Annotated in this window: 15 protein-coding genes and 4 pseudogenes; 9 read left to right on the forward strand and 10 right to left on the reverse strand. The window is 68.6% G+C overall.

The window, feature by feature from the left end; all coding sequences use genetic code 11:
• Nucleotides 1-38 precede the first annotated feature (38 nt).
• Together ABZX75_RS25875 and ABZX75_RS25880 are read left to right on the forward strand one after the other, a co-directional pair.
• Nucleotides 39-662, forward strand: a complete 624-nt coding sequence (locus ABZX75_RS25875; RefSeq protein ID WP_355414505.1) for a DUF6000 family protein — start codon at nucleotides 39-41, stop codon at nucleotides 660-662.
• A 59-nt stretch (nucleotides 663-721) separates the two neighbouring features.
• A complete protein-coding gene (locus ABZX75_RS25880) occupies nucleotides 722-997 on the forward strand; it encodes a hypothetical protein (protein ID WP_189864135.1) in 276 nt (91 codons plus the stop codon).
• Nucleotides 998-1025: 28 nt separating this feature from the next.
• Here the strand turns inward: ABZX75_RS25880 and ABZX75_RS25885 are convergent, their stop codons facing one another.
• From ABZX75_RS25885 to ABZX75_RS25900, 4 genes are all read right to left on the reverse strand, one after another.
• Complete coding sequence (locus ABZX75_RS25885) at nucleotides 1026-1580, reverse strand: integrase (RefSeq protein ID WP_355414507.1); 555 nt, start codon at nucleotides 1578-1580, stop codon at nucleotides 1026-1028.
• The gene (locus ABZX75_RS25890) at nucleotides 1577-1780 is read right to left on the reverse strand and encodes a hypothetical protein (RefSeq protein WP_355414509.1); all 204 of its coding nucleotides are present in this window, start codon (nucleotides 1778-1780) and stop codon (nucleotides 1577-1579) included. The genes ABZX75_RS25885 and ABZX75_RS25890 overlap by 4 nt, the downstream gene beginning before the upstream one ends.
• A 309-nt stretch (nucleotides 1781-2089) precedes the next feature.
• Nucleotides 2090-2458 carry a VOC family protein gene (locus ABZX75_RS25895; protein ID WP_355414511.1) on the reverse strand — a complete coding sequence of 123 codons (369 nt, stop codon included), beginning with the start codon at nucleotides 2456-2458 and terminating at the stop codon, nucleotides 2090-2092.
• 246 nt (nucleotides 2459-2704) lie between these two features.
• Complete coding sequence (locus ABZX75_RS25900) at nucleotides 2705-3136, reverse strand: cupin domain-containing protein (protein WP_355414513.1); 432 nt, start codon at nucleotides 3134-3136, stop codon at nucleotides 2705-2707.
• Here ABZX75_RS25900 and ABZX75_RS25905 point away from each other — a divergent pair.
• The 4 genes from ABZX75_RS25905 to ABZX75_RS25920 all read left to right on the forward strand — a co-directional run bounded on the left by ABZX75_RS25905 (nucleotide 3135) and on the right by ABZX75_RS25920 (nucleotide 6752).
• On the forward strand, nucleotides 3135-3260 hold the full coding sequence (locus ABZX75_RS25905; RefSeq protein WP_355414515.1) for a hypothetical protein: 126 nt from the start codon (nucleotides 3135-3137) through the stop codon (nucleotides 3258-3260). The two genes, ABZX75_RS25900 and ABZX75_RS25905, sit on opposite strands and share 2 nt — an antisense overlap.
• A gap of 95 nt (nucleotides 3261-3355) precedes the next feature.
• A complete protein-coding gene (locus ABZX75_RS25910) occupies nucleotides 3356-4180 on the forward strand; it encodes a sulfite exporter TauE/SafE family protein (RefSeq protein ID WP_355414517.1) in 825 nt (274 codons plus the stop codon).
• A gap of 380 nt (nucleotides 4181-4560) precedes the next feature.
• On the forward strand, nucleotides 4561-6060 hold the full coding sequence (locus ABZX75_RS25915; protein WP_355414519.1) for a histidine kinase: 1500 nt from the start codon (nucleotides 4561-4563) through the stop codon (nucleotides 6058-6060).
• Nucleotides 6057-6752, forward strand: a complete 696-nt coding sequence (locus tag ABZX75_RS25920; RefSeq protein ID WP_355414521.1) for a response regulator transcription factor — start codon at nucleotides 6057-6059, stop codon at nucleotides 6750-6752. Before ABZX75_RS25915 ends, ABZX75_RS25920 begins: the two co-directional genes overlap by 4 nt.
• Before the next feature lie 36 nt (nucleotides 6753-6788).
• On the opposite strand, the pseudogene ABZX75_RS25925 reads toward ABZX75_RS25920, so the two are convergent.
• Nucleotides 6789-7430, reverse strand: a pseudogene (locus tag ABZX75_RS25925) (phosphatase PAP2 family protein); the annotation flags it as partial.
• Nucleotides 7431-7588: 158 nt separating this feature from the next.
• A pseudogene (locus ABZX75_RS25930) lies at nucleotides 7589-8073 on the reverse strand (transposase); the annotation flags it as partial.
• Nucleotides 8074-8130: 57 nt separating this feature from the next.
• Here ABZX75_RS25930 and ABZX75_RS25935 point away from each other — a divergent pair.
• Complete coding sequence (locus tag ABZX75_RS25935; RefSeq protein ID WP_355414523.1) at nucleotides 8131-9396, forward strand: cation:proton antiporter; 1266 nt, start codon at nucleotides 8131-8133, stop codon at nucleotides 9394-9396.
• 388 nt (nucleotides 9397-9784) lie between these two features.
• Here the strand turns inward: ABZX75_RS25935 and ABZX75_RS25940 are convergent, their stop codons facing one another.
• Nucleotides 9785-10618 (reverse strand): hypothetical protein, encoded by an 834-nt coding sequence (locus ABZX75_RS25940; RefSeq protein WP_355414525.1) that lies wholly within the window; start codon nucleotides 10616-10618, stop codon nucleotides 9785-9787.
• A 223-nt stretch (nucleotides 10619-10841) separates the two neighbouring features.
• Nucleotides 10842-12079 (reverse strand): annotated as a pseudogene (locus tag ABZX75_RS25945) (ABC transporter substrate-binding protein).
• A gap of 309 nt (nucleotides 12080-12388) precedes the next feature.
• Here ABZX75_RS25945 and ABZX75_RS25950 point away from each other — a divergent pair.
• Nucleotides 12389-13094 (forward strand): annotated as a pseudogene (locus ABZX75_RS25950) (DUF5937 family protein); the annotation flags it as partial.
• Nucleotides 13095-13537: 443 nt separating this feature from the next.
• On the opposite strand, the gene ABZX75_RS25955 reads toward ABZX75_RS25950, so the two are convergent.
• Together ABZX75_RS25955 and ABZX75_RS25960 are read right to left on the reverse strand one after the other, a co-directional pair.
• Nucleotides 13538-14137, reverse strand: a complete 600-nt coding sequence (locus tag ABZX75_RS25955) for a hypothetical protein (RefSeq protein ID WP_355414527.1) — start codon at nucleotides 14135-14137, stop codon at nucleotides 13538-13540.
• A 5-nt stretch (nucleotides 14138-14142) separates the two neighbouring features.
• Nucleotides 14143-21159, reverse strand: a complete 7017-nt coding sequence (locus tag ABZX75_RS25960) for a polymorphic toxin-type HINT domain-containing protein (protein WP_355414529.1) — start codon at nucleotides 21157-21159, stop codon at nucleotides 14143-14145.
• Nucleotides 21160-21537: 378 nt separating this feature from the next.
• Between ABZX75_RS25960 and ABZX75_RS25965 the strand changes: the two genes are divergently transcribed.
• A complete protein-coding gene (locus ABZX75_RS25965; protein WP_355414531.1) occupies nucleotides 21538-25830 on the forward strand; it encodes a ricin-type beta-trefoil lectin domain protein in 4293 nt (1430 codons plus the stop codon).
• Nucleotides 25831-26136: the final 306 nt, after the last annotated feature.

Below are 26136 nucleotides of genomic sequence, written 5' to 3' on the forward strand. Positions count from 1 at the left end.
CGCTGGCAGCTGGGTCCCCGCAGGGCAAAGATGCAGCCATGCGCTATGCCAACACCGACCCCGAGCTCATGGACCTGGTCCGACGATTCGTCACGCCCGGCCGGCGGTACCTGCGGCTGGGTGGAAGCTCGCTGCGGTTGAGCGGGCCTGAGCGGGACTTGTTCATGAGGGAGCTGGTCCAGGCTGCCGGGGAGATCACTCCCGCTGAGCTCGGCGTCCTTTTCGAAGGCGGTTGGCGAGAGCGTAAGACTGCCTCGTGGCTGGTTGCTGTAGCCGGCAGGACCGAGTTCCGCAGCCGCATCGGCGAACTCCTGCTGGCCAGGGAAGGCCCCGGCGGCGGGGCCTACTGCATCATTCTTGCCACCTTCGGCACCAGCGCGGACGCCGATCTAGTCTGCAGATACCTTGATCGCTGCTTGCCTCAACCCGACCTCGTCTACGACCAGATCGTTGCTCTCAGCACACTGCTTCACCTCGATGCCGTCCTTGGGACCGAGCGAGCATCCCCCTACCTTGCCGCCGGTGGCCTGTGGCAGCACTGGACCGATGCCACGCCGAACCTGTTGCGGGATCCGCAGAAGTACCGGCAGGTCGTGGACCAGCTCTGTTCCTTCGCCAGCGAGTGCGCTGAACTCTTTGCCAGAATGGAGACCAGGCACTGAGCCCCCCGACTTGACCACTGGATGCCGACCGCTTCGGACCCCTCAGTAGAGTCTGGGCAATGACAGGAAACCAGGGCCGCTGGCCAAAGATCGACCAGGATGGTGGCATCGAGGACGTGACACTCCTCATCCTGGAATGGCTGGGTGAGCAGGGCGTGAACGCCATGATCAGAGTGGACGCCGAGAGGGTGGCCGACAACGCGCCGGCGTGGACGTTCGCCGCCAGTGGGGGTCCCTTGGAGCATGGCATGCGTGCTGACGGGAGGACTGTGCAGCAATGCATGTCCACAGCCCTGTCCCAGCTGCGCGAGGCCGGGCTGTCGGTTCCGTTTTGATCTTCGTCTTCGCTCGCTCTGGCTTCGATCATGACGTTGGTCTCGGCGTCCCAGCGGTTCCTCCGGACCGGCTGAAGCCCGGCATTCCAAGCTGGACCGCAGCCGACTGTCTCTCGGCCAGTGCGTCGACCTGGGCGAGCTTGTCTTCGGCGCCGGCCAAGCTGACCCGGAGTCCTTCGACCTCGCCGAGCCAGCCCTCCTGTTCGGCTTCGGCGATGCGGGCGACGAGGTTGTCGCGGATCTCCTCAAGGCGGCCGCGCTGGGCTGGGTCCGGCCGGAGGAGCGAGCAACGAATGCAAGCGTGTTCATGAACACAAGGGCTTGAGAAAGCACGAGCGCAGGTTCCGATGGAGACCTTGCGCTTCTCGAAGTGCGCGAGGAAGGCGTCCCATTCCTCCTCGGTGGGGGTTCGGTACTCATCGCTGGGCCGGGCGGCCCTGCGGCGGGTGATGAAGGCGCGATGGGCCTCGATGGTCTCGGCAGGGTAGATCGCCTTGTAGCCCATCGTCGTATCAAGACTCTTATGCCCGCAGATCACTTGGGCGATATGCGGTGGCAGGCCGTTCATGATGGCGTCGGTCACGAAGATCCTGCGAAGTCGTGCGGGGAGAAGACGAGCGGTTCGCCGGCGGCATCGGTCAGGCTCGTGGCGGCCAGCGCGTTGATCAGAAGCTTGCGGAGCGCGGTCGGGGTGAAAGCCCGTTGTTCGGTGCCGATATCGCGTTGGAATAGCAGCGGCATCGGCGGGTTCCAGACCCGCTCGTGGACGTCGTAGGAGGTCACCAGCGGGATCGCGCGACTGCTTCCCCGCAGGCGGCGGATGATGGTGGAAAGGACGTCTGCCAGTTCCGGGCTGACCAGCAGGAGCCGTTCGCTGTCGGTCTTGGACGGGGCGATCTGCAGCAGGGGTACGACTTCGCCGGTGCTGGGGAGCCGGTGCGGAAGGCATCAACCTCACCCTCACCTTCCTCCTAGCCAAGCGCGACGAAACCCAACGACGAGCCCGGCGCCCGGCAGTCGACCTGGGCATCCCAAGACCCCGCGCCATCCACTCACCACCGGAGGCCCCTTGAGTGGTCGGTCGCGTACCGATCAACCTGTTACCAAGCAGAAGGGATGCCCGGCCGGATCGGTGAGAACCCGCCATCTGTCCTCATTTGGCTGGTTATCTACCTTGCCCGCGCCCAGTTCCAGCAGCCGGGCTTCGGCCTCGTCCAGGTCATCCACTGCGAAGTCAAGGTGGAGCTGCTGGGGAACGCTCTGACCTGGCCAGCGGGGAGCGCGATAGTCGTCGACCCGTTGGAAGCCGATGAAGAGGCCGTCCTCACGGTTGAGGCTGGCGAAGTCTGCGTCGGATTTCGGGTGAGGTTCGAGGCCGGTGGCTTGCTGATAGAACGCCGCCAGAGCCAGCGGATCAGGGCAATCGAGCGTTATCGCAGCCAACTTCATCTTCAAGGACATGGCACCTCCGGGCCGATCGGTTGATCTTCACACCTTAGAGGCGGCCACCCGTCTGCTGACCAGGGGACCGTGGGCAACACCAGCGGTCCAGGTCGAGGACACCGAAGCCCCTTACCGACGAACACCATCACTTTCCGTCACTACATTGCACCCACTCATCCCACCTGAAGGGAGCCTCATTGCCGCAACACATACGCAGCGTCGCCCGAAAGGGTGAAGTGCAGAGAAGCACGCAAGTTCACAAGATCACGGCATCTCGAAATCCTCGAAGTCGAAGCCGGGAGCCACGACGCACGACATCAGGACCGGCTCGTCGCCGGCCGGCTCCGCGGTCTGCCAGGTGCCGGCCGGTACCAGAAACTGTGGCTGCTCCCCGTACTCGAAACCGGGCCCCAGAACGGAAGCGGCCGTCTCCCCGGGCGCCTCCCCGCTCCCGCCGAGCCGGATCGTCAGCGGCCCGCCCCGGTGCCACAGCCACAGCTCGTCGGAACGCACCCGGTGCCAGCGTGAGACCTCGCCGGGGTGGAGGAGGAAGTAGATCCCCGTCGCGAACGGACGCGGTCCCCCGTACCCGTCCGGTACCGCTTCCGGCCCGGTGCGCCAAGTACGGCGGAACCAGCCGCCCTCGACGTGCGGCTCAAGTCCCAGGCGTGTAACCAGTTCAGAAATCTCACCCATGGCCGTACATCCTGACGCACAGCAACCGCACCTGACGTCCGGGGCGCGGAACCTGGCCAGCACCTTCTGGGCCGCCATCGAGCCCGTCGTCCTCGGCATCCCGACCACCCGCCCGCCCGAATGAGACCCTGAGATCGGAGATCCGGACGAACCCTGAGTGGACACCCGGTGCCTTCCTGCCATGGCAGGAAGGGGCCGCCACCAGCGAGGATGCCCGCCATGACCACCGACCAGAACCTCACCTCGCTCCGCCCGACACCCGCAGCTCCCCTCGTTTTCGGCGCGGGAGCCGCGATCGGAGTGCTGGGCGGGATGATCGGCCTGGGCGGCGCGGAGTTCCGCCTGCCCCTGCTGATCAGCCTGTTCGGGTTCGCCGCTCTCTCGGCCGTCATCCTGAACAAGGCGATGAGCCTGGTCGTGGTCCTGGTCGCGCTGCCCGCACGCCTCGCGGCGGTCCCGGCCGCCGACGTCGCCGCCCGCTGGCCCGTCGCGGTCAACCTGCTGGCCGGCAGCCTCCTTGGGGCCTGGGCCGGCGCGTCCTGGGCGGTCCGCATGCGCAGCACCACCCTCTACAAGGTCCTGGCCGCCCTGATGGTCCTCATGGCCGCAGCCCTCGTGGTCACCCACGTCACCACCCTGGACACCGTCGCCCTGCCGCTCTGGGCCCAGATCCCCGCCGGAGTCGCGGCCGGGTTCGGTATTGGAGTCGTCGCCGCGATCATGGGCGTCGCAGGCGGCGAGCTGCTGATCCCGACGATCGTGTTGCTGTTCGGCGAGGACATCAAGACCGCCGGAAGCCTCTCCTTGCTGGTCTCCCTGCCCACCATGCTGGTCGCGCTCGCCCGCTACAGCCGCGACGGCAGCTTCGCCGTCCTCGGCGCCAACCTCCGCTTCACCGCGACCATGGCCGCGGGCTCCGTCGCCGGCGCGATCCTCGGCGGCTTGCTCCTGGGCGTGTTCCCAGACCTCGTCCTCATCCCCCTGCTGGCCGTGATCCTGCTCGTCTCCGCGGTCAAGCTCGCCCGGCACGACCGACTCCCCTAGTGCAGAGAAGATGACAGCGCACGCAAGGGCCGGACTGGGACGGGCCCAGGTCGCGACCGTCAGGCGCGGGGCGGGGGCAGTCATGGGGTGGTTCCTCTCTGCGGCGGCACCGTAGTGGACCGTTTCTCCGCCCCGGCATTCCCGCGGCGACACAGCAGTACCGGAACGCCGCCAACAGTCCCCGGTCCGGTACTCGCCATGCTGCCGATCAAGCCGAACCGCCCCGCGCCCGGACCGACTGGTGGTGTGACTGATTCCCAATCATGGTTGTCAAGCAGTCCTTGATCCGGCCTGCTCGGCAAGGGGCATGAGATCCCGGGCCTGCGGTAGTGGACTTTCGGTAGTGCCGCGGGGGCGCGGAGTTCCGTAGGGTCGCGTTCGTGAGAACAGTGATCACCAAGGCCCGGGTGCCGGCACCGGTACTGTCCGCAGGCCTCTTCATCGGGGCGGTGGCGGCCGTTGGCACAGGTGTCGCCACCCTGTGGTGGGGCATACCGGCGGCGGTCTGCGCCTTCCTCGCGGGCTGGCAGCCGGGGCGGAACCGGAGCACGGGGGCGGCCTTGGTCGGAGTGCTCGCGGCCGCCGTTGTGGCTGTGCTCCTGGTGCCGACATGGCTGGGCTGGGCGAGCCAGTTCGTGGGGTTGTTGCTCGTGGCGGCGATGCTGCCGTGGTTCGCGGGCCGGTTCCTGCGCCAGTACCGCGAACTGGTGCGGGCCGGGTGGGAGCGGGCCGCGCGGCTGGAGCGGGAACAGCATCTGGTCGCCCAACAGGCCCGGTTGCGCGAGCGGACCCGGATCGCGCAGGACATGCATGACCTCCTCGGCCACGACCTCAGCCTCATCGCCCTGTCCGCGGGGGCACTGAAGCTGGGCCCTGGCCTGTCTGAGGACCACCGGGCCACCGCCCGGGACATCCGCGCCAGGGCGGGAGCCGCCGTGGACCGGCTCGGCGAGGTGATCGGTGTCCTGCGCGAGCCGTCGGATCTGGCTCCGGGGTCCGAGCCCGGCGCTGGGCTCACCGAACTCGAACGCCTGGTGGACCGGGCGGCCGCGGCGGGGCTTGACGTCCGGCTGCGTGTAGAAGGCGAAGCGGTGGCCGGTGACGCCCTGCTGGTCGTCGAGCGGGCCGTGCAGCGCGTCGTCCAGGAGGCGCTGACGAACGTTGCCAAGCACGCGCCCGGGCACCGGGCGACCGTCGTCGTCCGGCACATGGAAGAACGGACCGAGGTCAGTGTGACGAACGAGCCGGTGTCCACCGTGTCTGCGGCCCACCATGACCACGCCGCCCGTCCCGCACCTGCGTCCCGGGCCTCCGCACCCGGCGAGGGCCACCGCTTCGGGCTCATCGGCCTGGATGAACGCGTCCGACTGGCCGGTGGCACCTTCACATCGGGCCCCGAGGGCGGCGGGTTCGCCGTCCGGGCCAGGCTCCCGCACCGTCCCAGGGCCGTGCCCCCGCCACGCCGCGCCGAGCCCGATGATCCAGGTGACGTACTGCCTCCTGAGCACCGCAGTGCCCGTCGCCGGCTGGGCCGTACCGCCGCCGCGGCCGTCCTGGTGCCGCTGTGCACCTCCGCGTTGCTCATCGGCGGGCTGCGGGCGTGGGACACCGTGACGGCACGGCAGTCGGTACTCGCCCCCCGGGACTACGCCCTCCTGCACATCGGCCAGCCACGCGCGGACGTGGCGCCGTACCTGCCCGAGCGCCAGACGACCCGCCGCCCGGCAGCACCCACGCCCGCACCACAAGATGCGGCCTGCGAGTTCTACGTACAGACCAGCGACCCCTTCGATGACCACTCGGGGGATATCTACCGTCTCTGCTTTCGGGCTGGCCGCCTGGTCTCCACCGACGACTACACCGGGAAGGCTGTCCGATGATCCGGATCCTGATCGCCGACGACGAGCCCATGATCCGCGCAGGCGTCCGCGCAGTCCTTGCCACCGACCCCGGCATCACCGTCGTCGCCGAGGCAGCCGATGGCCACCAGGCGGTGGAGCTGGTCCAGCGCTACCGCCCGCAGGTGGCCGTCCTCGACATCCGGATGCCGGGGACCGGCGGTATAGAAGCCGCCGCCGAAATACGAAGGACCGTCCCCGAAACGGGGATCGTGATGCTGACGACCTTTGGCGAGGACGAGTACATCCTGCGCGCCCTGAGCGAAGGTGCCGCCGGCTTCCTGATCAAGTCTGGCGAGCCGGAGGAGCTGATCGCCGGTATCCGGGCGGTTGCCGACGGCGCCGCCTACCTGTCACCGAAGGTCGCGGCACGGGTCGTCGCGTATCTCGCCGCTGGCGGTGCGGGCGCCCAAGCCGGCCGCCGCTCCGCGGCCCGCGCCCGCGTCGAGGCGCTAACGGCCCGGGAGCGGGACGTGCTCGGCTTCCTCGGCAGCGGGTTCTCCAACGGGCAGATCGCGCGCCGCCTGCGCCTGGCGGAGGGGACGGTGAAGGCCCACGTCAGCTCGATCCTCGCGCGCCTCGCGGTCGACAACCGGGCTGCGGCGGCCGTGGTCGCGCACGAGGCCGGCGTGGTCCCGGTGCCGTCCGACCGGCTGACGTACGAGGAAAGCTGACACCGCCCGTACGGCAATCGGTAGTACGAGGAGCCACACGGTCACTACGGCCGTCGCGCCGAGCGCCGTGCCCGCAAGGACGTCGTGCGGATAGTGCACCCCGACCAGCACCCGCAACAGGGCGGCCGCCCCGGCCACCGGGAGCACCAGGGCCGCGAGCCGAGGACGTACCAAGATCGCACCAACTGCCAACGCGACTGCCAGGGTGGCGTGGTTGCTGGTGAACGACCAGTCGCCCGGCTCGGGACACGATGCGAGGGCCGAGACCCCTGGCAGGGCCCGGCACGGACGTTCCTCGTCGACGAGGAGTTTGATCGCCTCACTGAGTCCGTAGGCGACGACGGTCCCGGCGGCGGCCACTGCTACCCCGGCCAGGCCCGGCGCGTCACGGCGGCGAAGGGCGCTCCAACCAACCCAGGCCATCAGCAGGCCCAGGAACAGCAAAGTGCCCTCACTCGCCGCTTCCAGGGCGGTCTCGGCCCACGCTGGCCCGTCCGCCACGCTCCCAGTCAGCGCCCGGTAGGCCCTCGCTGAGAGGCCCGCCGTGACGTGCACCGGTTCGTTCGTGCCCAGTGTGCCGTCGGGTGCCAGCCAAGCCACGGCCGCTGCCCCCGCCCCGGCCGACGCGACCGCCACCGGTAGTCGCCGACCCCACCCGTACCGCTTGATCGATTCCATGCCGCCGACGGTAGGAACACCGCAGGCCGGGTGCCCTGGCCGAATGGCGGCCCGGTACCCCCGACGATCGTCAGGGTTGACCGGTACAGGCTGAAGAGACGGGACTTGCCTCGGAGATCCAGAGGCCGTCACGAAGCCGTGATCGTCATGCGGCAGCGGCAGACGCGCAGGAGGCGGCGGTGGTAGCGGTGTGGTCGGCGCATGTTGCCGCTGATGCGTTCAGAGTCCCGTGGGACCGGTGCGAGTCCCGCGACGCCGGCGAGTCGGCCCGCGCTGCCGAAGGCGTCCATGTCCCCGCCGGTGCAGGCGATGAACTCCGCTCCCAGCAAGGGCCCATCCGGGGCATGCTGAGGATCACTTCCGCGTCGTGGTGGTCTCGGTAGCGGGCCGCGATCTGCCCGTCGACGGCGGCGATCTCTTCGTCCAGAGCCAGCAATGACCGGGCCAGGGTGTTTACCACGGCGGCGGCTGTGATCTCCCCGGCAACAGCGGTGTGCTGGGCCTGCGCCGCATCCATCGCTGCCTCGGCTATCGCCTGGGCGCCCCGGACTTTGCGGTTCTTCAACCAGGTCGCGAGTCGGCTCAGGCCAATCCGGCGCAGGCCGGCTGGCGTCTGGTAGCCGGTCAGCAGGGTGAGTGCCGCTAGAGCTGACCGTCATGGTCGCTCATGATGAGGTCCGTTTCGGACAGGATGGCACAGGTGACGATCTCCGACGCCGTGTACCTGGCCATGGGAGTCGGTGCGCTCGGTGCGGCCGTGCTTCCCCGGCTCGTCTTTCGCCGGCCGCTGTCCATGCCGATGGTGTTCCTGGCGGCCGGAGCTCTGGTCGCCGCCCTTCCGTTGTCAGTGCCGGTGGTGGAACCGGGGCGGGACCGGTTGTGGGTCGAGCACGCCACCGAACTGTGCGTCATCGTGTCCCTGATGGGAGCCGGCCTCGCCCTGAACCGGCCCGTGGGCTGGCGCCGCTGGGCGGGCCCTTGGCGGCTGCTGGGCATCAGCCTGCCGCTGACCATTGCGGTCATGGCCGCGGTAGCGGCGCTGCTGCTGGAATGGCCTCTCGCTCCGGCGCTGTTGTTGGCGGCCGTGCTGTCGCCGACGGACCCGGTACTCGCGGCGGAAGTACGGGTGGGTGAGCCCACCGACGTGGAGGACGACGAGGACGAGGTCAGGTTCTCCCTCACCGCCGAGGCCGGGCTGAACGACGGACTCGCCTTCCCGTTCGTGCTGGCCGCCCTTGCACTCGCCGCGGCTCCGGAGGGGGCGACGGCGACGGACTGGATCGGGAAATGGCTCCTCGTCGACGTACTGGCCCGGACGGCCATCGGGCTCGCAGTCGGCGTCATCGCGGGACGGCTGCTGGGCCTGATGTTCTTCCGGGCCCGGCCTTCGGCACTGCGGCTTTCCGAGCACATGGAGGGGTTCGTCGCGCTGGGCGCCACGTTCGTGGCGTACGGAGCGGCCGAACTGATGCACGGCTATGGATTCCTCGCCGTCTTCGTCACCGCCTGCTCCATCCGGGGCGCCGAGCGCAACCACGGCTACCACAAGGTCCTGCACGAGTTCACTGAACAGATGGAACGGCTGCTGACCGCCTTCCTGCTCTTCCTGCTCGGGGGGTACCTCGTCAGGTACGGACTGCCTTCACTGACGTGGCAAGGCGCTGTCGTCGGGCTGCTCCTGGTCCTGGTCGTTCGGCCGGCCGCCGGATGGGCGGGCCTACTCGGGGGCCAAACCGGCCCGCGCGAACGCCTGGTCACGGCCGTATTCGGGATCCGCGGCATCGGATCCCTGTTCTACCTCGCGTACGCCCTCGGCCACAGCGAGCACTTCGGCGCGTCAGCACGGCAGTTGTGGGCCGTCGTGGCGTTCACCGTCCTGCTGTCCGTGCTCCTGCACGGCGCCGCCGCTACCCCCGTCATCCAACGCCTCGACCGGCTCCGCCGCTCCTCACCGACACCACCCTGAGCCACAACGGCGCCGACCTCACAGGGCAATACACCTAGCCCGGAGGTCCTGTCTCAAGCCACACAAGCGGCCGTGGCGCCGAAGCCCCATTCGAACGCGTACGCCTTCGCCGACGGCACGGATCGCTCCCGCATCAGGCGACCTGGAGCTTCGGGCGTCCCGTCGCGGCGGGCGGACGTGCGGCCTGGCCGTAGCCGTCGGCCCCCGGCGGGTCGTCGCCGTGCGGATCACACGGCCCACCTCACGGAAGGCGGTGTACGTGGCGTTCTCGCGAGCGCGCCCGCAGGCGCCGCAGCAGCGGGGTGGAGGAGGTGACGGGCCCTCGCGGTCAAAAGGGGTCATCCCAAGGGGTAACCCCTTGGGATGTACGGGCCTTTGACGCCAGATGCTAGCGGCCGAGCAGCGAGCCGAGCGTCACGCCGTACCGGGCGCGCAGGCGCCGTATCTCCCACAGCGACAGCGCGGACACCGAGAGCGGGCCGCCCAGCGAGAAGACGTAGAGCACGACGGGCGGTGCGGCCACGGCCGGGCCGTCCCAGAGCTGGAAGCCGTAGAGGGACCAGACCAGCAGCGGGGAAAGCAGGGCCGGCAGCAGCTCGTGCACCTCCCCCGTGCGGAAGCAGGAGTTCAGGCCGGTGACGGCGGCGGCCAGGGTGAAGAACACGGCCCAGACGAGGACGGCAGCGCAGACGAGTGCGGCCGCGACGAACAGCAGGCCGACCAGGAGACCGGTGAAGATCGTGCCCAGAACGCTGCCGAAGAACCCGAAGGTGATGTCGTGCGGGCCCACGTCCGAGAGCGAGACGATGTCACCGCCGAGGGCCGCCGCCATCAGCCAGACCACGCCGGCTCCGAGCGGCAGCGCGCCCAACGCCTTCAGAGGGCCGGCGACGCGGCGCGCGTACAGGCGCCGCAGGGGCGCCCGGGTCGACAGGACGCAGAGGCCTACGCCGACGACACCGGCCACCAGGACGATGGCGCAGCCGATCAGCAGTTCCTCCAGCTTGCCGAGCACGAAGTCCTGGCGACCCTCGCGCAGGGGGTAGGCCAGGAGGAGCCAGGACATGCCCACCAGTCCCAGGGCCGTGCGGATGCGCTGCACCCTGGTGATGACCGGGTCCTCGATGCGGTCCGGGGCGGAGGGGCTGGTCAGGGCTCGGGCCGCCGACAGGGGATTGGGCAGGGCGTCTACCTGCGCGTTGACGCGCTGACGCGTGGTCACTTGAGATCTCCGGAAGGTGTTCGCTCACGCCGAGGGGGCCGGACTTCGTCACCGGGCTTCGCCACCGGGCGTGCGTCACCCTAGCTGATCATGCCCGCGTCATCATTATCGTCGCGAGGACGATAATAAGCCCATGGTCCGCCTCGTGGACAACGAACCAGGGGACGAGAAACCGGCGCGCCCCGCTCCAGCGCCGGGGACCCATGGGACCGTGGTTGCTCTCTCAGCCGGTGTGAAGGATCCGAAAGCGATCGGGTTCCGCCGGATCTCGGTCCACGACTTGGACCGGCGCCCACTCCCATTGCCACACGCTGATGCCCGGCGTACGGGAGAACTGGATCTGCCCGCGGGTGCCTTCGACTGCGACGCGCGCCCAGGATTCGGCAGTGCGTGCCCGGTCCACGCCGTGAGAACGCAGCACATCGGCGAGGACGGCGACCGTGTCGTAGCCCTCGAAGGCGACGAAGGAGGGCGCTTCGGCCAGCCGCTCGCGCAGGGCCGTCTCCACTCGTGCACCGAGTGGGCTCAGGCGCTCGGGCAGGTAGCGCAAGAACGGGATCGCGGCGCTGTCGTCGCCCAGCGACGTCGCCCATCCGGCGAACTCCGGTTGCCCGGCCGGAGCACCGATCAGGATCTCGGCGAGGCGCTGGTCGCGGCGGACGGACTTGACGATCGACACGGCCGGCTCCGGGTGGCCGACCAGAAGAAGGAGGGCCGTCGCGCGATGGTCGACGAGTTCGTCGCACACGGCCGCGGGGGTGAGCGCGTGCATGCCGAGTCCGATGACGGTGCCGCCGCGTGGAGCGAGGTGGTCCCGCAGGATGCGGGTCCCAGATGCCCAGTAGACACTCGGCTGGGCTGCTACGGCGATGCGACTGTGGCCCGCGCCGAGGAGGAAGTCCGCGTAGATCCGCCAGCCGTGGGACTGCGCCGGGGCGAGGCGCGCGACCCATTCCGTTGGCTGTTCGGTGAGCGCGTCGAGAACCGCTGACGAGCAGAGGAACGGCAGGCCGAGTGCGTCGGCCCTGGCGGCAGCGGCGCGAGCGACGACGCTGTGATACTCCCCCGCCAAGGCGGCCACGCCCAGGCCGGCCAATTCGTCCACGGCCGCCGCGGCCCTTTGCGGATCAGCCGCGGTGTCTCGGACCACCAGTCCGAGTGGTCTGCCGCCGATCCCGCCGGCGTCATTGACTTCGCGAACGGCCAGCTCCATTCCGGCGAGCAGGTGTCGGCCTGCCTCGACCCAGCCAGGCCGAGTCAGCGGAACGAGAGCGCCGATCCGGACGGACGATCCGTCAGTCCGCTCCGTTCCAGGCGGCGATGGTGGCGTATTCATGCGTGGGCGTCTCCCGTGCCACGACTCGGCTGCAGTTGGCCCGGATCGTGGAGTGGCAAGGCCCGGTAGTACGCGTTCATCTCATCTCGCCGTGGCGGGCGCACCTGGGTGACCATGCCGGACATTGCATCCACCACCATCGCCAACAGGCAACCGATTATTTGTTCGCTGAGCGGCCGGGCTTCAAGGAACCCGGCCGCTCAAGGGCCGCACCTGCGGCCCGTTCAAACCGTCGCCAGAGGCGATGGCCGAGCTCACGAGCCTGCTCGCGCCCGGCGGCCTCCACCGCTGAGCCCCGTTCCGGTTCCTTAGGCGTAGACCACGTTGGCGGCCAGCAGCGCGCGCATCCGGGGTGCGGGCCCGTCGTCCCCGCCCTTGGCCGGGGTAGCGGCCGGATGCGCGTGTAGGGGCCCTGAACCTGACCCAGGCCCGCGGCGCGCGGCGCGCGGCAAGAGGCCTTCGCGGAACGGCTGCTCGCGGACCCGGCCGCTGTGCGGGCGCGGGTGCGCCACACCCTCGAACAGTGCGCCGAGGCCTTCTTCGGCGCCGCCTGGACGGGCGTCGCCGTGCAGCTCGCCACCGACCTGCGCCTGAAGAACGACCAGAACGACCTTCTGAAGCGCCGGGGCATCGGGGCGGCACACGCATCGGTCTCCGGCGCAGTCACCCTGGCACCGGACGGCGGCTGCGTCATCGTGGACAAGCTGCAGGACAAGGCGACCGCCGCCCACGGCAGCGGAGTCACCTTCATCCCCAGTGTCTTCGGCCGCCCCCACCTGGTGGTGGTCCACGCACCCGGGTGGCAGCCGGTGGTGCAGTACCCCGTGGCCGAGCCGAGTCCATCAGAGCCGGTATCGCTGGAAGCGGTCACACTACGGCTGAGGCACTCACACATCCGGTACGGCGCGGCTGCTGCACACCCTGGCGCGCGGCCCGCACACCACCGGTGAGCTGGCCCACGCCTGGGAACTTTCACACCCGGAGGTTTCCCGCCACCTCGCTGTCCTGCGCCGCGCGGGCCTGCTCACGGCCCGGCGGCACGGTCGTTACATCCGTTAAATCTGTTACGTTCGTTACACCCTCAACCTGCCCGATCTGACGGCGCTGGGCACCCCCCTGCTGGCCGCCGTACTGCGCTGAGTAGCTTCGGTCTGCCAGAACGCGGGCGACCGCCGCCTTCGCAGCGCATCGTCCGACTCGGCAGGCCGCCGAGCAGTACGGGCGCGACATGCGGCGACAGCCGGGGACGGGCCCGAGGGCGGACACCACCCCCAGCGGCCCCGTTGCGGGCGGCACGGCCAAAACGGTCCTCCAGCGCCCTCCGTAGCCGGGAGCACCTCGCCCGCGGGCATGCCGCACAGCACCTCTGCGCGCTCCCCTGCACGTCGGATCACGGCAGGCCGAGGCCAGCGGCGCGGGCGCAAGCGATTTCCGATGACGGGTCCCGGGCATGGGGTAGTGAGCCGAGGATGGGGAGTCCCCGGGGCCATGGCCCCGGGGACTCCCCATTCTTCTTGACCGAGCGTCTCACCCGACACGGCAGCTGTCCGCTGACGTTGCCGTCAGCATTGCCGTCAAGGCACTTACTCACCGCAACAGTCACTGACGGGGAGTGTGAGATCGATAGAGAATCGGGCCGATTTCTCTCTAATTCGACCGATGGCGACCGTACGGTCCGTAGATCTCGACAGTTCTTCCTTCACTGCATTCTCCGCCTCGATCTCCCTTGTCTCCAGCGGACCAAGAGGGGGCGGAGGGTCGCCGTACCGAGTGATGACAGGTTCGCTAGCTCCGAGCCTGTAATCGACTATCGACAGCAGCTCCCGTAGGGCAACATAGGATTGATCGACCCTTTTTGGATCCGGCCTCAGTGTGACCGACAAGGCATTTCCGATCAGTTCCAGGGATCTCGCAGCAAAGAATTCAGGGTGCGAGGAGTCGAATTCATCAGCTTGTGACTCCTCGCCCAATTCTTCTAGAGCCTCAAGACACTCCTCATCCACGTCCTGGCCGTCTGCAGCGGACCAGATCAAATCCAGTACAGAATCAAGCCAGTCGCTCTCTTCCTGAGGGCCGAGGGTTCGATAGAAGACGGAACCGCGCTGTGCGACAGCAGCTGCAGCCACCTTCAGGTCAGGCAGAGACACGCTAATTGACCTTGTCGAGTCCGAGTTGTCCTGCATGCGAATCAGTCTCCAGCCCCCCAGAATATCGTGTATGGAGAATTTTGAGGCTGATGCCCGCGAAACCCTCGCCCGCCGAGAGTCAGTCCATACACATGGTCACCGAGCATCATCGAGCATCTATCCACGCAGAAATTTCGGGAAGCAGCGCCGAATACTGGATGCTCGTGCGATGCCAGGCTGTTGAGAATATTCTCCTCCGCGTGAGTTCCGCGGCCTCCCCGAGCGAATTCCTCGCCGGGCCTGAGTATCCACGAGGCGGGCTGGGGGGCATCTCCGTTGATTCCAATTCGGATCGAGTATGCCTTGGTCTTCGAATTGAAGACTCCGATTACTGCCGTAGTTGCAGAATTATAGCCACGGGTCGAATTGAGCTCCTCCGCGCGGTCCAACGCCAGCATTGCATCATCTTCACTGCCAACGCCACAGTTATGGACGAGAACCGGCGCGGCGCCTGCCAGCACATAGTATGTGTGGAAGTCGTTGACGGTGAGGTTGTGGGTGGTGACGGCGTGCGGGTAGTTGCGGGCCGACTGGACGGTGAGGGTGCTGCCGTTGGGCTTCCGAAGCTGTTCGCCGGGAGTGAGGTTGCCAGCGTCGACCCACTGGTGACGGGTCTCGCTCCAGTAGGGGTGGTGGAACGTGGAGGTGATGGTGGCCGGCGGGCCGCGGGGGTTTGCGTCGTCGGTGAGGGTGAGGTCGGTGAAGTCCTTGTCGTCCGGGGTGGTGATGGTGGCCGTGACCTGCTTCGGGCGGGTCTCGCCGGTCTGCGGGTCAGTTGCCATCACGGTGTCGCCGATACGGATCTCTTCGATGGCCTTGGTCGTTCCGTCGGCCATCTGGACCGTGGTACCCGCCGGGAAGCTGTTCGACTCGACTTCGCAGGAGTCAGACTTCGTCCTGGCCTCGGAGCCGCTGCCCTGGGATTCGGCGTCAGCATCCCCATTTTCGGCTTTGGAGTCTGTACCGGCACTGTCGCTGGCCGATTCCTTGGAGGCTTTCGCTTCGTCTGATTTGGCTGCCTTGGCTGCCGCTGCAGCTGCTTCGTCCTCAGCCTTTTTGGCCTTGGTGACCGCTTCCATGGCCTGGGCGGCCCGGCGTTCACCAGCGTTGATGGCGTCGTAGGTCTTGTTGAGTTCCTTGTAGATCTTGAAGGCCTTGATGCCGATCTTGATGGCCTTGAAGAGCTTGCCCCAGGGGACCGCGTTGAGGGCGGTGTTGATGCAGGCCATGACGTCGCCCTTGGTGAAGCAGTCCCGGGCGTCGTTGTAGCCGATAAGGTCCATGACCAGGTCGACAACGGCGTGCTTCAGTTCATCGCGCCGCTTCTTCGCTTTGATGACTTCACCGTTGGCATTGTCCAGCTCGATCTGCTCGGGGCTCGGTCCATCCCAACGAGGGGGACTGGCCTTGCTCTCGGCCTCGCGCATTTCAGGGCTGCAGTTGCCCTCGCAGCTGATGGGCTTGAGTCCGCTGGGATCCGACTTGTTGAACGGGTCATTGTTGGAGTACGCGTAGGCGTTCCACTGCTGCGGGTCGCCTGCGTCGATGATCGGGTCCGGGCTGATGAAGCGGCCGGTGGTGGGGTCGTATTCGCGGGCGCCCAGGAGGGTGAAGCCGGTGGCCTTCTCCTTGGTGCCGCCGACGAAGCCCTTGTCGCCCGCCCAGATGCCGGCGGCGGGCTGGGTGCCGCGTTCGTTGCCGAAGGGGTCGCTAGGGCGGCGGACCTGGGCGAGGTCGGTGGCGTTGAACTGAACGCCGTTGGTGCCGTGGTGGTCGGAGGCCTGGTAGGTGAGGTTGGAGGTGCCGGCGGTGGTGGTGCGGGTGATGGACAGGCCGCCGGGGGCTCCGTACGTACGGACGTTGGAGACCTTGCCGGTGGCGGTGTCCAGGGTGATCTGGTCGGCGCCGACGTTCAGCGTGGTCTTGCCCGGGTCCCGGCGGATGAGCTGGTTGCCGCCGGTGTCGTAGAGGTAGCTGGTGCCCGCGCTCTCGCCGGTTCCGGTGATCTTGTCGAGCTTGCCCTGGTCGTTCCAGGTCAGGGTCTTCGTGCCGGGGGTGCTCGTGATGGAGGCGGTGTTGCCGGTGGCGTCGTAGGTGTACGAGGTCACCTTGGTGCCGGTGGCAGTCGTTTCGGTGGAGGTCATCAGGGCGTGCGGGCCACCCGTTCCGGTGCCCTTGTTCGGTCCGGTACCGAACGTCTGGGTGACCGTCACGTCATTGGCCGTCTTCCCGGTGACGTCCTTCTTGACCAGCTTCTTGCGGTTGCCGATCTTGTCGTACTCGTACTCCTGCCAGTACGGGGCCGGGCCGCCCACGCTCGGCTTGCCGGTGGTGGCGTCGAGCTTGGGGCCGGTGCTGTTGGAGCAGCCGCCGATGCCGCGGACGCTCGGTTGCGGGGCCGTGGTGGTGGTGCCCGTGTCGGTCCAGGCCTTGGTGAGGCGTCCGAGGTAGTCGGTGGTGAAGCACTGCAGGTCGCGGGTGGCGCCGTCCTGGGTGTTGCTGATGGAGGTCAGCTGGCCGACCCGGTTGTAGGTGTAGTCGTTGACGTCGACGCTGGCCCGGGTTGCGGTCTGCTTGTCCAGGGTGGTCCGGACGGGGCGTCCGGTGGCCTGGTCGTAGTCGACGGTGGAGACGATCTGCTTGCCGGTGTCGCCCAGGGTGGTACGGATGGCCCTGCCGTAGGGGTCGTAGCGCATGTCCACGACGTAGGGCGTGATCACGGAGCCCATGGTGCTGTCGAGCGAGGTGAAGCTGCCGGCGATGTTGCTGCCGTAGGTCAGCGTCTCGGCGGCGAGGCCGGCCCCGGTGATGGCCGGGAGGGCTGTGGTCTTGAGCTGGCCGTACTTGTCGTATGTGTTCTTGGTTTCGTAGGTGCCGGCGAGCTGCTTCTCCGTGGCGGGGATCGTGACCTTGGTACCGAGCGGGCGGTATCCGCTGTCGTAGCCGGTGACCTCGGTGGTGTAGGCGTTCCCGGCGGCGCCGCCGGTGTAGCGGGTGGTGGTGGAGGGCTTGCCGAGGACCTTGGTGTCGTAGGTGTAAGCGCCGACCTGCTTGGCGGGGTCGACGGCCGTGCCCTCGTAGGTGGCGGTGGTGCGACCCAGGAGGTCGCTGACGGTGGTGGCGCTCTTGCCGCGGGCGTCGGTGGCGGTGACGAGGTTCTTGCTGTCGTCGTAGACCGTGGTGGCGGTACCCGAGTCCGGGTCGGTGGTCTGCACCGTGCGGCCGAGGAGGTCGTAGGCGAAGGTCCACTCGTTGCCCGCGGAGTCCTTGCGCCGTAGTTCCTGGCCCTGCGTGTTCGTCTCGTACGTGGTCTCGTCGTACTCGCCGGTGGGGAGGTTGCTCTTGTACTGGCGCAGGGCCGACGTGGTGCCGTTGGTGATGCTGGCCGTGGCGTAGCCGCCGTTCGGCGGGATGCTGCGGACCTCGTCAGCGCCGGGGTATTCGGTCTTCGAACGCCACTGCTCGATACCGAAGGACTGGAAGACGGAGGCGGTGGAGCGGCCGAGGCCGTCGAAGACGGAGACGGTCTGGGCGGGGATGTGGCTGTCGGGGCTGACGCCGCCGTTGGGGAGGAACAGGGCGCCGCCGGGGGCCGCCTGGTCGTTGTAGTACGGGGCGCTGGTCTTGACCTGCCAGCCGTGGGAGTCGTAGAGGGCGTCGGTGATCATCCGGCCGTAGGCGCCGGAAGGCGTGTGGGCCTGGGTCTGGCGGATGCGGCCGAGGCCGTCGTAGATGGTGTAGCTGGAGATGTACGAGTCGTCGTTCATGAGCGTCTGGCTCAGAACGGTCGTCGGCGCGTTGGTGCCGTTCATGCTGTACGAGAACTTGCGGACCGGCGGGTCGACGGTCCGGTCCTGGCCGGGCTGCCAGATGACCGTGACGCGTCCGAGGGCGTCGTAGCCGCGCTCGGCGACGTGCCCGTTCTCGTCGGTGGTCTTCATCGGCAGCGCGCGGCCGGTGTCGAGGGTGGTGGTGGTCTTCCAGCCGAGCGGGTTGGTGTGGGTGACCTCGTAGGGCAGCGCGTTGGCCAGGGCCCGGTACTCGGTCTTGGTGACGGCGCCGTCGGGGTGGGCGGCGTCCTTGCGGATCTTGTTGGTGGTGGTGCTGATGCGGCCGTAGACGTCGTAGGTGGAGGTGATGTTGAGGCGGTAGACGGGCTTGCCCGTGGCGTCGTACTTCTCCAGAACCTCGGTACCGGTCTGGTCGGCGGTGCTACCGGCTTCGCCGAGGGCCTTGCCGTCGAAGTAAGCGCGCGTGTCGCCTACCGTGTTCGCCGCGGTCGGGGTCTGGGCGCACCCGCCGGAACCCTTGAGGACCAGGGTGCGGGCGGCGAGCTGGGTGAGCGCGCCACCGGGGCCCGCGGCGTAGGTGAAGGAAGTGCACAGGCGCTGGTCGGGGCGGGACAGGTCGCTCTTGTCGTCGACCTGCAGGGGGCGGGAGAAGAGAGTGGTGTCGTAGGCGGAGGTCCGCTCGCTGATGCGCCAGGTGTTGTTGGCGAGCTTGGCGCGGCTGGTGACCTTGCCGGTGTTCATGGCGCGGGCCGTGATGGCCGGCATGCCGCCGGATTGAACGCGGGTCGCGGTGACGCCGCTGAGCCAGGGGGTGGAGACCTCGTCGGCGATGACGGTGCCGCTGTCGCCGTCGCGGTCGTAGGTCTGGGTCTGGCGGACGAAGCCGGAGAGGACTTCCTCGTCCTTGATGGTGCCGCCCTGGGCATCCGGGACGTTCACGCTGCGCTTGGTGCCGTTGGCGAGGACGTCGCCGTCCATGCCGCGCAGGAAGGTGGCTACGGACTTGGTGCGCGGGGCTTCGGCGCTGTTGCCGTTGCCGGTGCGGGTGGTGACGGTGGCGAAGCCGCGGAACTGGTCCCAGGTGCGGGTCTTGGGGTCGGCGAACTCGGAGTCGTTGCGGTGCCAGCCGATGCCGCCGCCGTACTCGTAGTCGGTGACCTGGCTGACCTGGCCGGCGACCTTGTCCTGCTGGGTGACGGACTGGACGACGATCTTGTGGAACCAGTCGTTCACCGGGTCCGGGAAGGACTGGCCGGGCAGGTACCACTTGACCGGCATGCAGGCCATGGTGTTGCTGTCCTCGGAGGACGGCATGGTGCCCTGGACGCGGGAGCACTCCGGCGCCTTGTAGACGACGTTGATCTGCCCACCGGTCTCGGTGGTGATCGTCTGGATGCGCGGCCGGTTGAACCGGGAGGCCCCGGCGTCAGAGCCGTCGGGGCGCTTGACCACGCCATCGACGCGGTTGGGGATCTGCAGGGGCGTGAAGGAGACCGCCGGTACTTCCAGCTTGGGCCTGGCGTTCGTGGCGGAGCGCTTGATGGAGCCGAGCCAGAGCGTCGGCGCGGTTCCGTCACCCGAGGGCTCGAAGCGCTGGGTGAGCGCGTAGGAGTCGATGTTACGGTAGCCGCCACTACCGAGGACCTCGGTGTCGATGGCCGTCAGGCGCTTGGTGGAGAAGTAGGTCGGCGACAGGTTCAGGCACTGACCCGTGGCCGCGCACTCCTGGTCGACGGGGGTGTCGCCCCAGGCCGCGGGGTTGGTCTTGCGCTGCGCCGGGTCGCAGGCTGCGCCCGTCTCGAAGCAGCGGTCGGCGGTGCGCAGCCAGATCTGGGCGGCGGTGTTGGCCTTGCCCTTGGCGGTGATCTGGTCGGGCAGGCGCTGGCCGTAGCCGATCCAGGTCGGGTACGAGGCGCGCTGGTAGAGCGTGGGCTCGCCGGTGCCGTTGTTCTGGCCGCCGCCGCGTCCGTAGTAGTTGTCCTCCTGCCCGTAGCGGTAGGAGGTCAGGTTCTGGTGCGGGTCGACGACGTAGTCGAGGTTCCACTGCCAGCCGAGCTGCTGCCAGGTGCCGTTGGCCGGGGTGTCCGCGCCCAGGCACTTGTCCTGGCCGCTGTTGAAGTAGACGGGGACGGTGGAGACGGACTTGGCCTCCGGGTCGGTGCCGTCACCGCCGGGGAGGCGGTTGGCTCCGAAGTAGTACTGGGTGCCGTCGGTCGTGGTGACCTTGAAGCCTTCGCCCTTCCAGGCCGCGTTGCGCTGACCGGTGAGGCGCTCGATCTTCGTGCCGTCGTCACCCTGGAGGCGGTACACGCAGGTGGCATCGTCGCGGACGATCTGGCCCGCGTGGCCGGCCATGGACAGGGACAGGATGTCGCCGGCCCAGCACTCGTCACCCGAGTCCTTGATGCCCGCGTCCTTGCAGCCCTTGTACGAGCGGGAGATCGAGCCGGGGTGCCAGTCCCAGCCCTCACCGATGAGGCCGGACTGGGCATTGGTGGAGGCGGTGCGGCCGTCGATGGACGAGGAGTCGTAGCCGAGTACGACGCTCGGCGCCGCGCCGGCGATGGCCGAGGGGATCTCCGCCGTGTAGCCGTAGGTGAAGTTCGCGGCGTTGGCCCCGGCCTGCCAGGAAGCCGACGGCAGCAGCGGGGTGGCGGAGTAGTCGCCGAGGTTGCTGGACGGGCCCGGCTCCACGCCCAGGGCGACGCCCTCAGCGGCCAGGACCTGGGGCGCGGATCCCGAAGCGGACTGCGCCTCGGGCTGCGCCTTCAGGACCGAGACGGAGCCCGGCGCTGCCTTCCGTACGTCGACCTCCGCGACCAGCCGCCCGGAGGCGTCCGTGCGCGAGGTCAGCGGCGTACGGGTCGTACAGCCCGCGGCGCCAGGAGTGGTGAGGGCGCAGGCGGGCAGCTGGACCAGCCGGGCACGGCTGCCCCAGTTGGCCCCGGCGTTCTTCGCCCATGCCGAAATGTCCAGGCCGACCTCTACCTTGCCCGTCGCTGCAACGCCCACGGGGTCGGTGAGAGCGATCAGGGCTCCGTTGACGCCGGCGGCCCGGGTCTTGGCGGCATCCTTGACCTCGACCTTGAGGCTGCCCGTACCGGTGGCGGAGGGAGAGGTGGCGAGTTCAGACAGAGGCGCCGATGACTTTGCGCCATTTCCGGGTGCGACCCACACGGGCAGGTCGCCGGCCCGGACGGCTCCCGAACCGACGACAGGCTGTGGCATGGCCCTGGAACCGACATCAACTGATCTGGCACCTACGGGAGTTTTCGATTTCGGAGCGGGCTTCCATGCCTTGCCCGCAGCCGGGTCCTTCACGGCGGATTTGGCGTTGGAGCCCTTGACCGCCTTCGCGTTGGGCAGCGCGGTCTTCGGCGGTACCCACACCTTTGGCGGCTTGTCAGCCGCCTGGACCACGGGAAGACCCAGGCCCGACACGAGAACAGCGAGCGCGGCGACCACCGCGACCCGTGCTCGACCGCGCTTCGAGCGCACGGCGAAGCCACCCCGACGAGACAACTGGATCCCCCCACAGGAAACCGGATCCTTTCCAGCCGGGGGGACCTCCGCAGACGGCGGAACCCCCGCGCGCTCGCGCTCCCTGTGGTCAGCGCCGCCGTACTCGCTTTGGGGGCCGGCCGGCTCGTAGGCCCCCCTGCGTTCGCCGACGACGCACGGGGGCACGGTCCGGCCGACACTGCATGGCCTGCCCCGCCGCAGCGCCCTCCCTCCCCGGAGGCGGAAGCCGTCGACGCCGCGAAAGCCCAGGCCAAGAGCAGCGGCAAGCCGGTCGTCATCGAGCACCTGACGACGGCGAGTTCACAGACCTTCGTCACTCCGAACGGCACGCTCACCACGGACACCGCGCCCGTACCGCAGCGGGTCAAGACGGCCGCCGGAAGCTGGCAGGCCGTCGACGCCACACTCCGGGCCAACCCCGACGGCACCGTCGCGCCGACGGCCGTTCCCTCCAGGCTCAGCCTCTCCGGCGGCGGCACCGGCCCGATGGCGACCATGACCACGGCGGACGGAAAGAAGCTGGCGCTCAAGGCTCCCTTCCCGCTGCCCAAGCCCGCGCTCAACGGCGACAGCGCCCTGTACCCCTCCGTCCTGCCCGGCGTGGACCTCGAGCTGAGCGCCAACACCCTCGGCGGCTGGCGCCAGGTGCTGATCGTCCGCACCGCCGAGGCCGCCGCCAGCCCCGCGGTCAAGAAGCTCCAGCTCTCGGTCGAGGCCGACGGGCTCAGCGTGAGCGCGGACAGCGCCGGCAACCTCAAGGCCATCGACGGCGAGGGCAAAACCCGCTTCTCGGCCCCGACCCCGCTGATGTGGGACTCGGCCGGGCCTGCCGCCGCCGCGCCCTCGACCCTCTCGAAGTCGGCGGGCGCCCTGGCCGAGCAGTCCGCTCCGGCCGAGGACACCTCGACACGGTCGAGTACGGACGGCCCCGGCACGGGCGCGAGCGTGCAGAAGATCGGCACGACCGTCGATGCGCAGGGCATCCAGCTCGTCCCCGACGCCGCCCTCCTCGGCCAGGGCACCGGACCGTGGTACATCGACCCGGGCTGGAACCCGACCCTCGACAACGCCAACCAGGCCTGGGCCCAGGTCCAGGAGGCGTACCCCGACACCAACGAGTTCAACGGAACCCAGTACGGGCAGGACAAACCCGCCACCGGCTATTGCGGCTACATCGTCGGCAACCCGCCGTGTGACAGGGAGGGCCGCTCCCGGGCCTACTTCCAGATCGGCATGGACTCCAGGCTCCAGGGCAGCGAGGTTCTCAGCGCGACCTTCTACGCGACCGTCGTCTCGTCCTCCAGCCCGAGCACCGTCACCCCGATGGGCCTGTACTCCACCGGCGCCATCGGCAATCCCACCAGCTGGAACCAGCAACCCTGCGCGAAGGCCTCGCGCATGGGCGGCTGCAGCAAGGTCGGGACGGTGAACATGTCCGGCTCGGGTGACATCCAGTTCAACGTCACCGACCTCGTGAAGAACGCCGTTCGAAGCCAGTGGCCCACCGTCACGCTCGGCCTGGCCCCGGACGACGAGTACAACAAGTACTACCGTCAGCGGTTCAGCAACACGCCGCACATCGTCGTCGAGTACGACATCACGCCCACCGTCTGGTGGCCCCGTACCAGCCCGACCCCCGGCTTCGCGGACACCGGCTCCTACGCCGACTGCCGCACCCCCGGCACCGCGAACCCCTGGGACAACCCGGGATGGGTCGGCGCCAACAACAACATCACCCTCACCACCTCCACCTACTCGGCCACCGGCCAGCAACTGTGGACGGCCTTCCAGTACTGGGACGACGACAACGGCGGCAAGACCTCGGTCGCCGAAACCGGCTGGCAGAGCAGCTACGGCGCCGTCACCGTCGACGTCGGCCCGCTGACCGACGGCCACCAGTACGGCTGGCAGGCCCGCACCACGGACGGCACGCTCACCAGCGCCAACACCGAGATGTGCTTCTTCCGCGTCGACCGCACCCCGCCGACCGCCGCCGTAACCTCCACCGACTTCCCCGCCTCCGGCACCATCGGCGCCCACCCCAAGTACGCGGGGGAACCGGGTAGCTTCACCCTCACCGGCACCGACCCCGGTCCTCTGGGCGGCGGTCGCAGCTCGGGCCTCGCCTGTGCCCGCTGGACCACCGACCCGGTCAAGGCAGCCGCCACCGGCTGGAAGTGCACCGACACCGGCGCCGGCATCACCAAGCTGACGGGCGGCAAGGCCACCATCAGTGTCACCCCGCCGCGCTGGGGCACCAACTACGTGTACCTGCAGACCCAGGACAACGCGGGCAACATGTCCCAACCGTTCGTCTACAGCTACTACGCCCCCTCCGACCCCGACGCCGGCAAGGCCGTCTTCGGTGACATCACCGGAGACAACAAGCCCGACATCCTGCTGCCCGACACCGCCGGGGACCTCCGCAAGATCGCCGGCGGCGAAGACCCGTACGGCGCACCCCGCGCCAGGATGGTCACGGCGGTCGGCAACACCGGGAACTGGAACGGAATCCAGATCAGTCACCGGGGCAGCCTCGGCCGTAAGACCGTCGACGACCTCTTCGCCCACCAGTCCGGCAGTGCAAAGCTGTACGTCTACCCCAACGACGGCAACGGTGGATGGTTCGACGGGCAGGCATCCGTCGCGATCACCAAGCCCACCAGCTGCCTCAAGTCCGACAAGACGACGGTCATCACCTGCTCCACCTACGGCTACGGCGCCGACTGGGCCAAGGTGACTCAGATCGCGGCGTTCGGCGGGGTCGCGGGCGAGTCCGGCGAATCTCTCCCCCAGACCTCCCTGCTGTTCGTCGAGAACGGGCGTCTCTGGCTCGCCACCGCCGGCACCAATAACCAGCTCGCATCCCAGGCGATCCTGCTCTCCGGGAACGACACCAAGTGGGACGGCTACGAGCTGATCGCACCCGGCCGTGCACAGGGCACGGCCTTCCCGACCCTCTGGGCCCGCTCCAAGACCGACGGCGGCACCCTGCACGCCTTCACCGTCAAGAGCGCCACCGACCTCACCGGGTTCACCGAGCCGGCCGCAGGACTGATCGCAGGCAAGGTCGATCCGAAAACCTATCCCCGCATCGGATCCGACGGTGACATCAGCGGTGACGACATCCCCGACCTGTGGGCAGTCGACATCAACCAGCAGCTCGTCTCGTTCTACGGCAAGGGGACACGCCCCGACGACAACGTTCCCCACCCCACCGCCACTGGCGTCGACACGTCACCCGTCACCCTGGCCGACCTGAACCGGCCCACCGCCCAGTGGAGCCTCACCAGCCAGACCGGCAACAAGACCCGTGACGAGGTCGGACTCGACCCCGCCACGGCGCCCGCCGGCACCAATCCCGCCACCACGGCGGGAATCACCTTCACCCAGCAGGCCATCGGCGGCCGCGACACCACCTACGCAGCCTTCAAGGGCTCTGCCTCGACCATCACCAGCACCACCAAGGCCGTCGACACGCGCGGCAGCTTCACCATCAGCACCTGGGCGAAGGCCGACACGATCAACGGCGGCATGATTGCCAGCCAGGACGGCACCAGGAGCAGCGCCTTCCTCCTCTATGCCGACCCCAACGGCCAGGCCTGGCGCTTCACAATCGCCCGCGGCGACACCGACGGCCTGATGTACGACTGGACCGACCTCGCCGTCAACAGCGCGGCCCGCTTCACCCCCGCCGAGTGGACCCGCGTTTCCGCCGTCTACAACGCCAACACCGGCCTAATGCGCCTCTATGTCAACGGCACCCTCGCCAGCACCGGCCACCACACCGCCTCGACCAGCCAAGCTCCCACCGGCCCGCTCGTCATGGGCCGGTACAAGAAGGACGGCCAGCCCCACTACCTGACCGACAGCGGTTTCGTGGGCGGCGTCAGCAACCTCGCCGTCTATCCGTACGCCGCCTCTATCACCGCCCCCAACGCGTCCAGCCCCATCCACCTGGCCGGCGCGGCAACCAACTGCGTCGACAACGACTACGACCTCGACACCGACGGCAACAAGATCCAGATCGCCGGCTGCAACGGCACGAACGCCCAGCAGTTCCAGATCCGCAACGACGGCACGATCCAGACCCACGGCAAGTGCCTCAGCGCAGCCGGAGCCGGCACCGCGAACACCACGCTCATCGAGCTCCGCACCTGCGACTCGAGTGCCAAACAGCAGTTCCTCCCCCGCGCCAACGGCGCCATCTACAACCCCGCCTCCGGTCGCTGCATCGACCTGGGCAACTACGACACCACCCCAGGCCGCCAGCTCTGGCTCTTCGACTGCAACCGCTCCCCCGCTCAGACCTGGACCATCCCAGCCCTCGGCACGGCTCCCCTGCCACTGCCGGTGCCACCCCTTCCCACCCCCTAACTCCCACCAGCAGAGCACGGGCCCGCCACTCCTAAACGGGGGGCGGGCCCCACCCCCTCCATCACCCACAGACCAACCGCCTCGGCCACAGCCCCTCACACGCAGGCCGACTCCTCGTGTTACGGTCTCCGGCCAGAACAGAGGCCGGGCGGAAGGCAAATCACCGTTCGATCAACAATCAGAGACGTAGGAAACCTGTGCCCAAGCGCCGACTCGTAATTGCCGCGGCTGCCCTGGCAGCCGGCGTTGGACTCATACCCGGCATGGCCCAGGCCCAGCCGGTAGCACCCGATCCCCATAGGGCAG

This window comes from Streptomyces sp. NPDC003038 (assembly GCF_040611115.1).
Classification (GTDB): domain Bacteria; phylum Actinomycetota; class Actinomycetes; order Streptomycetales; family Streptomycetaceae; genus Streptomyces.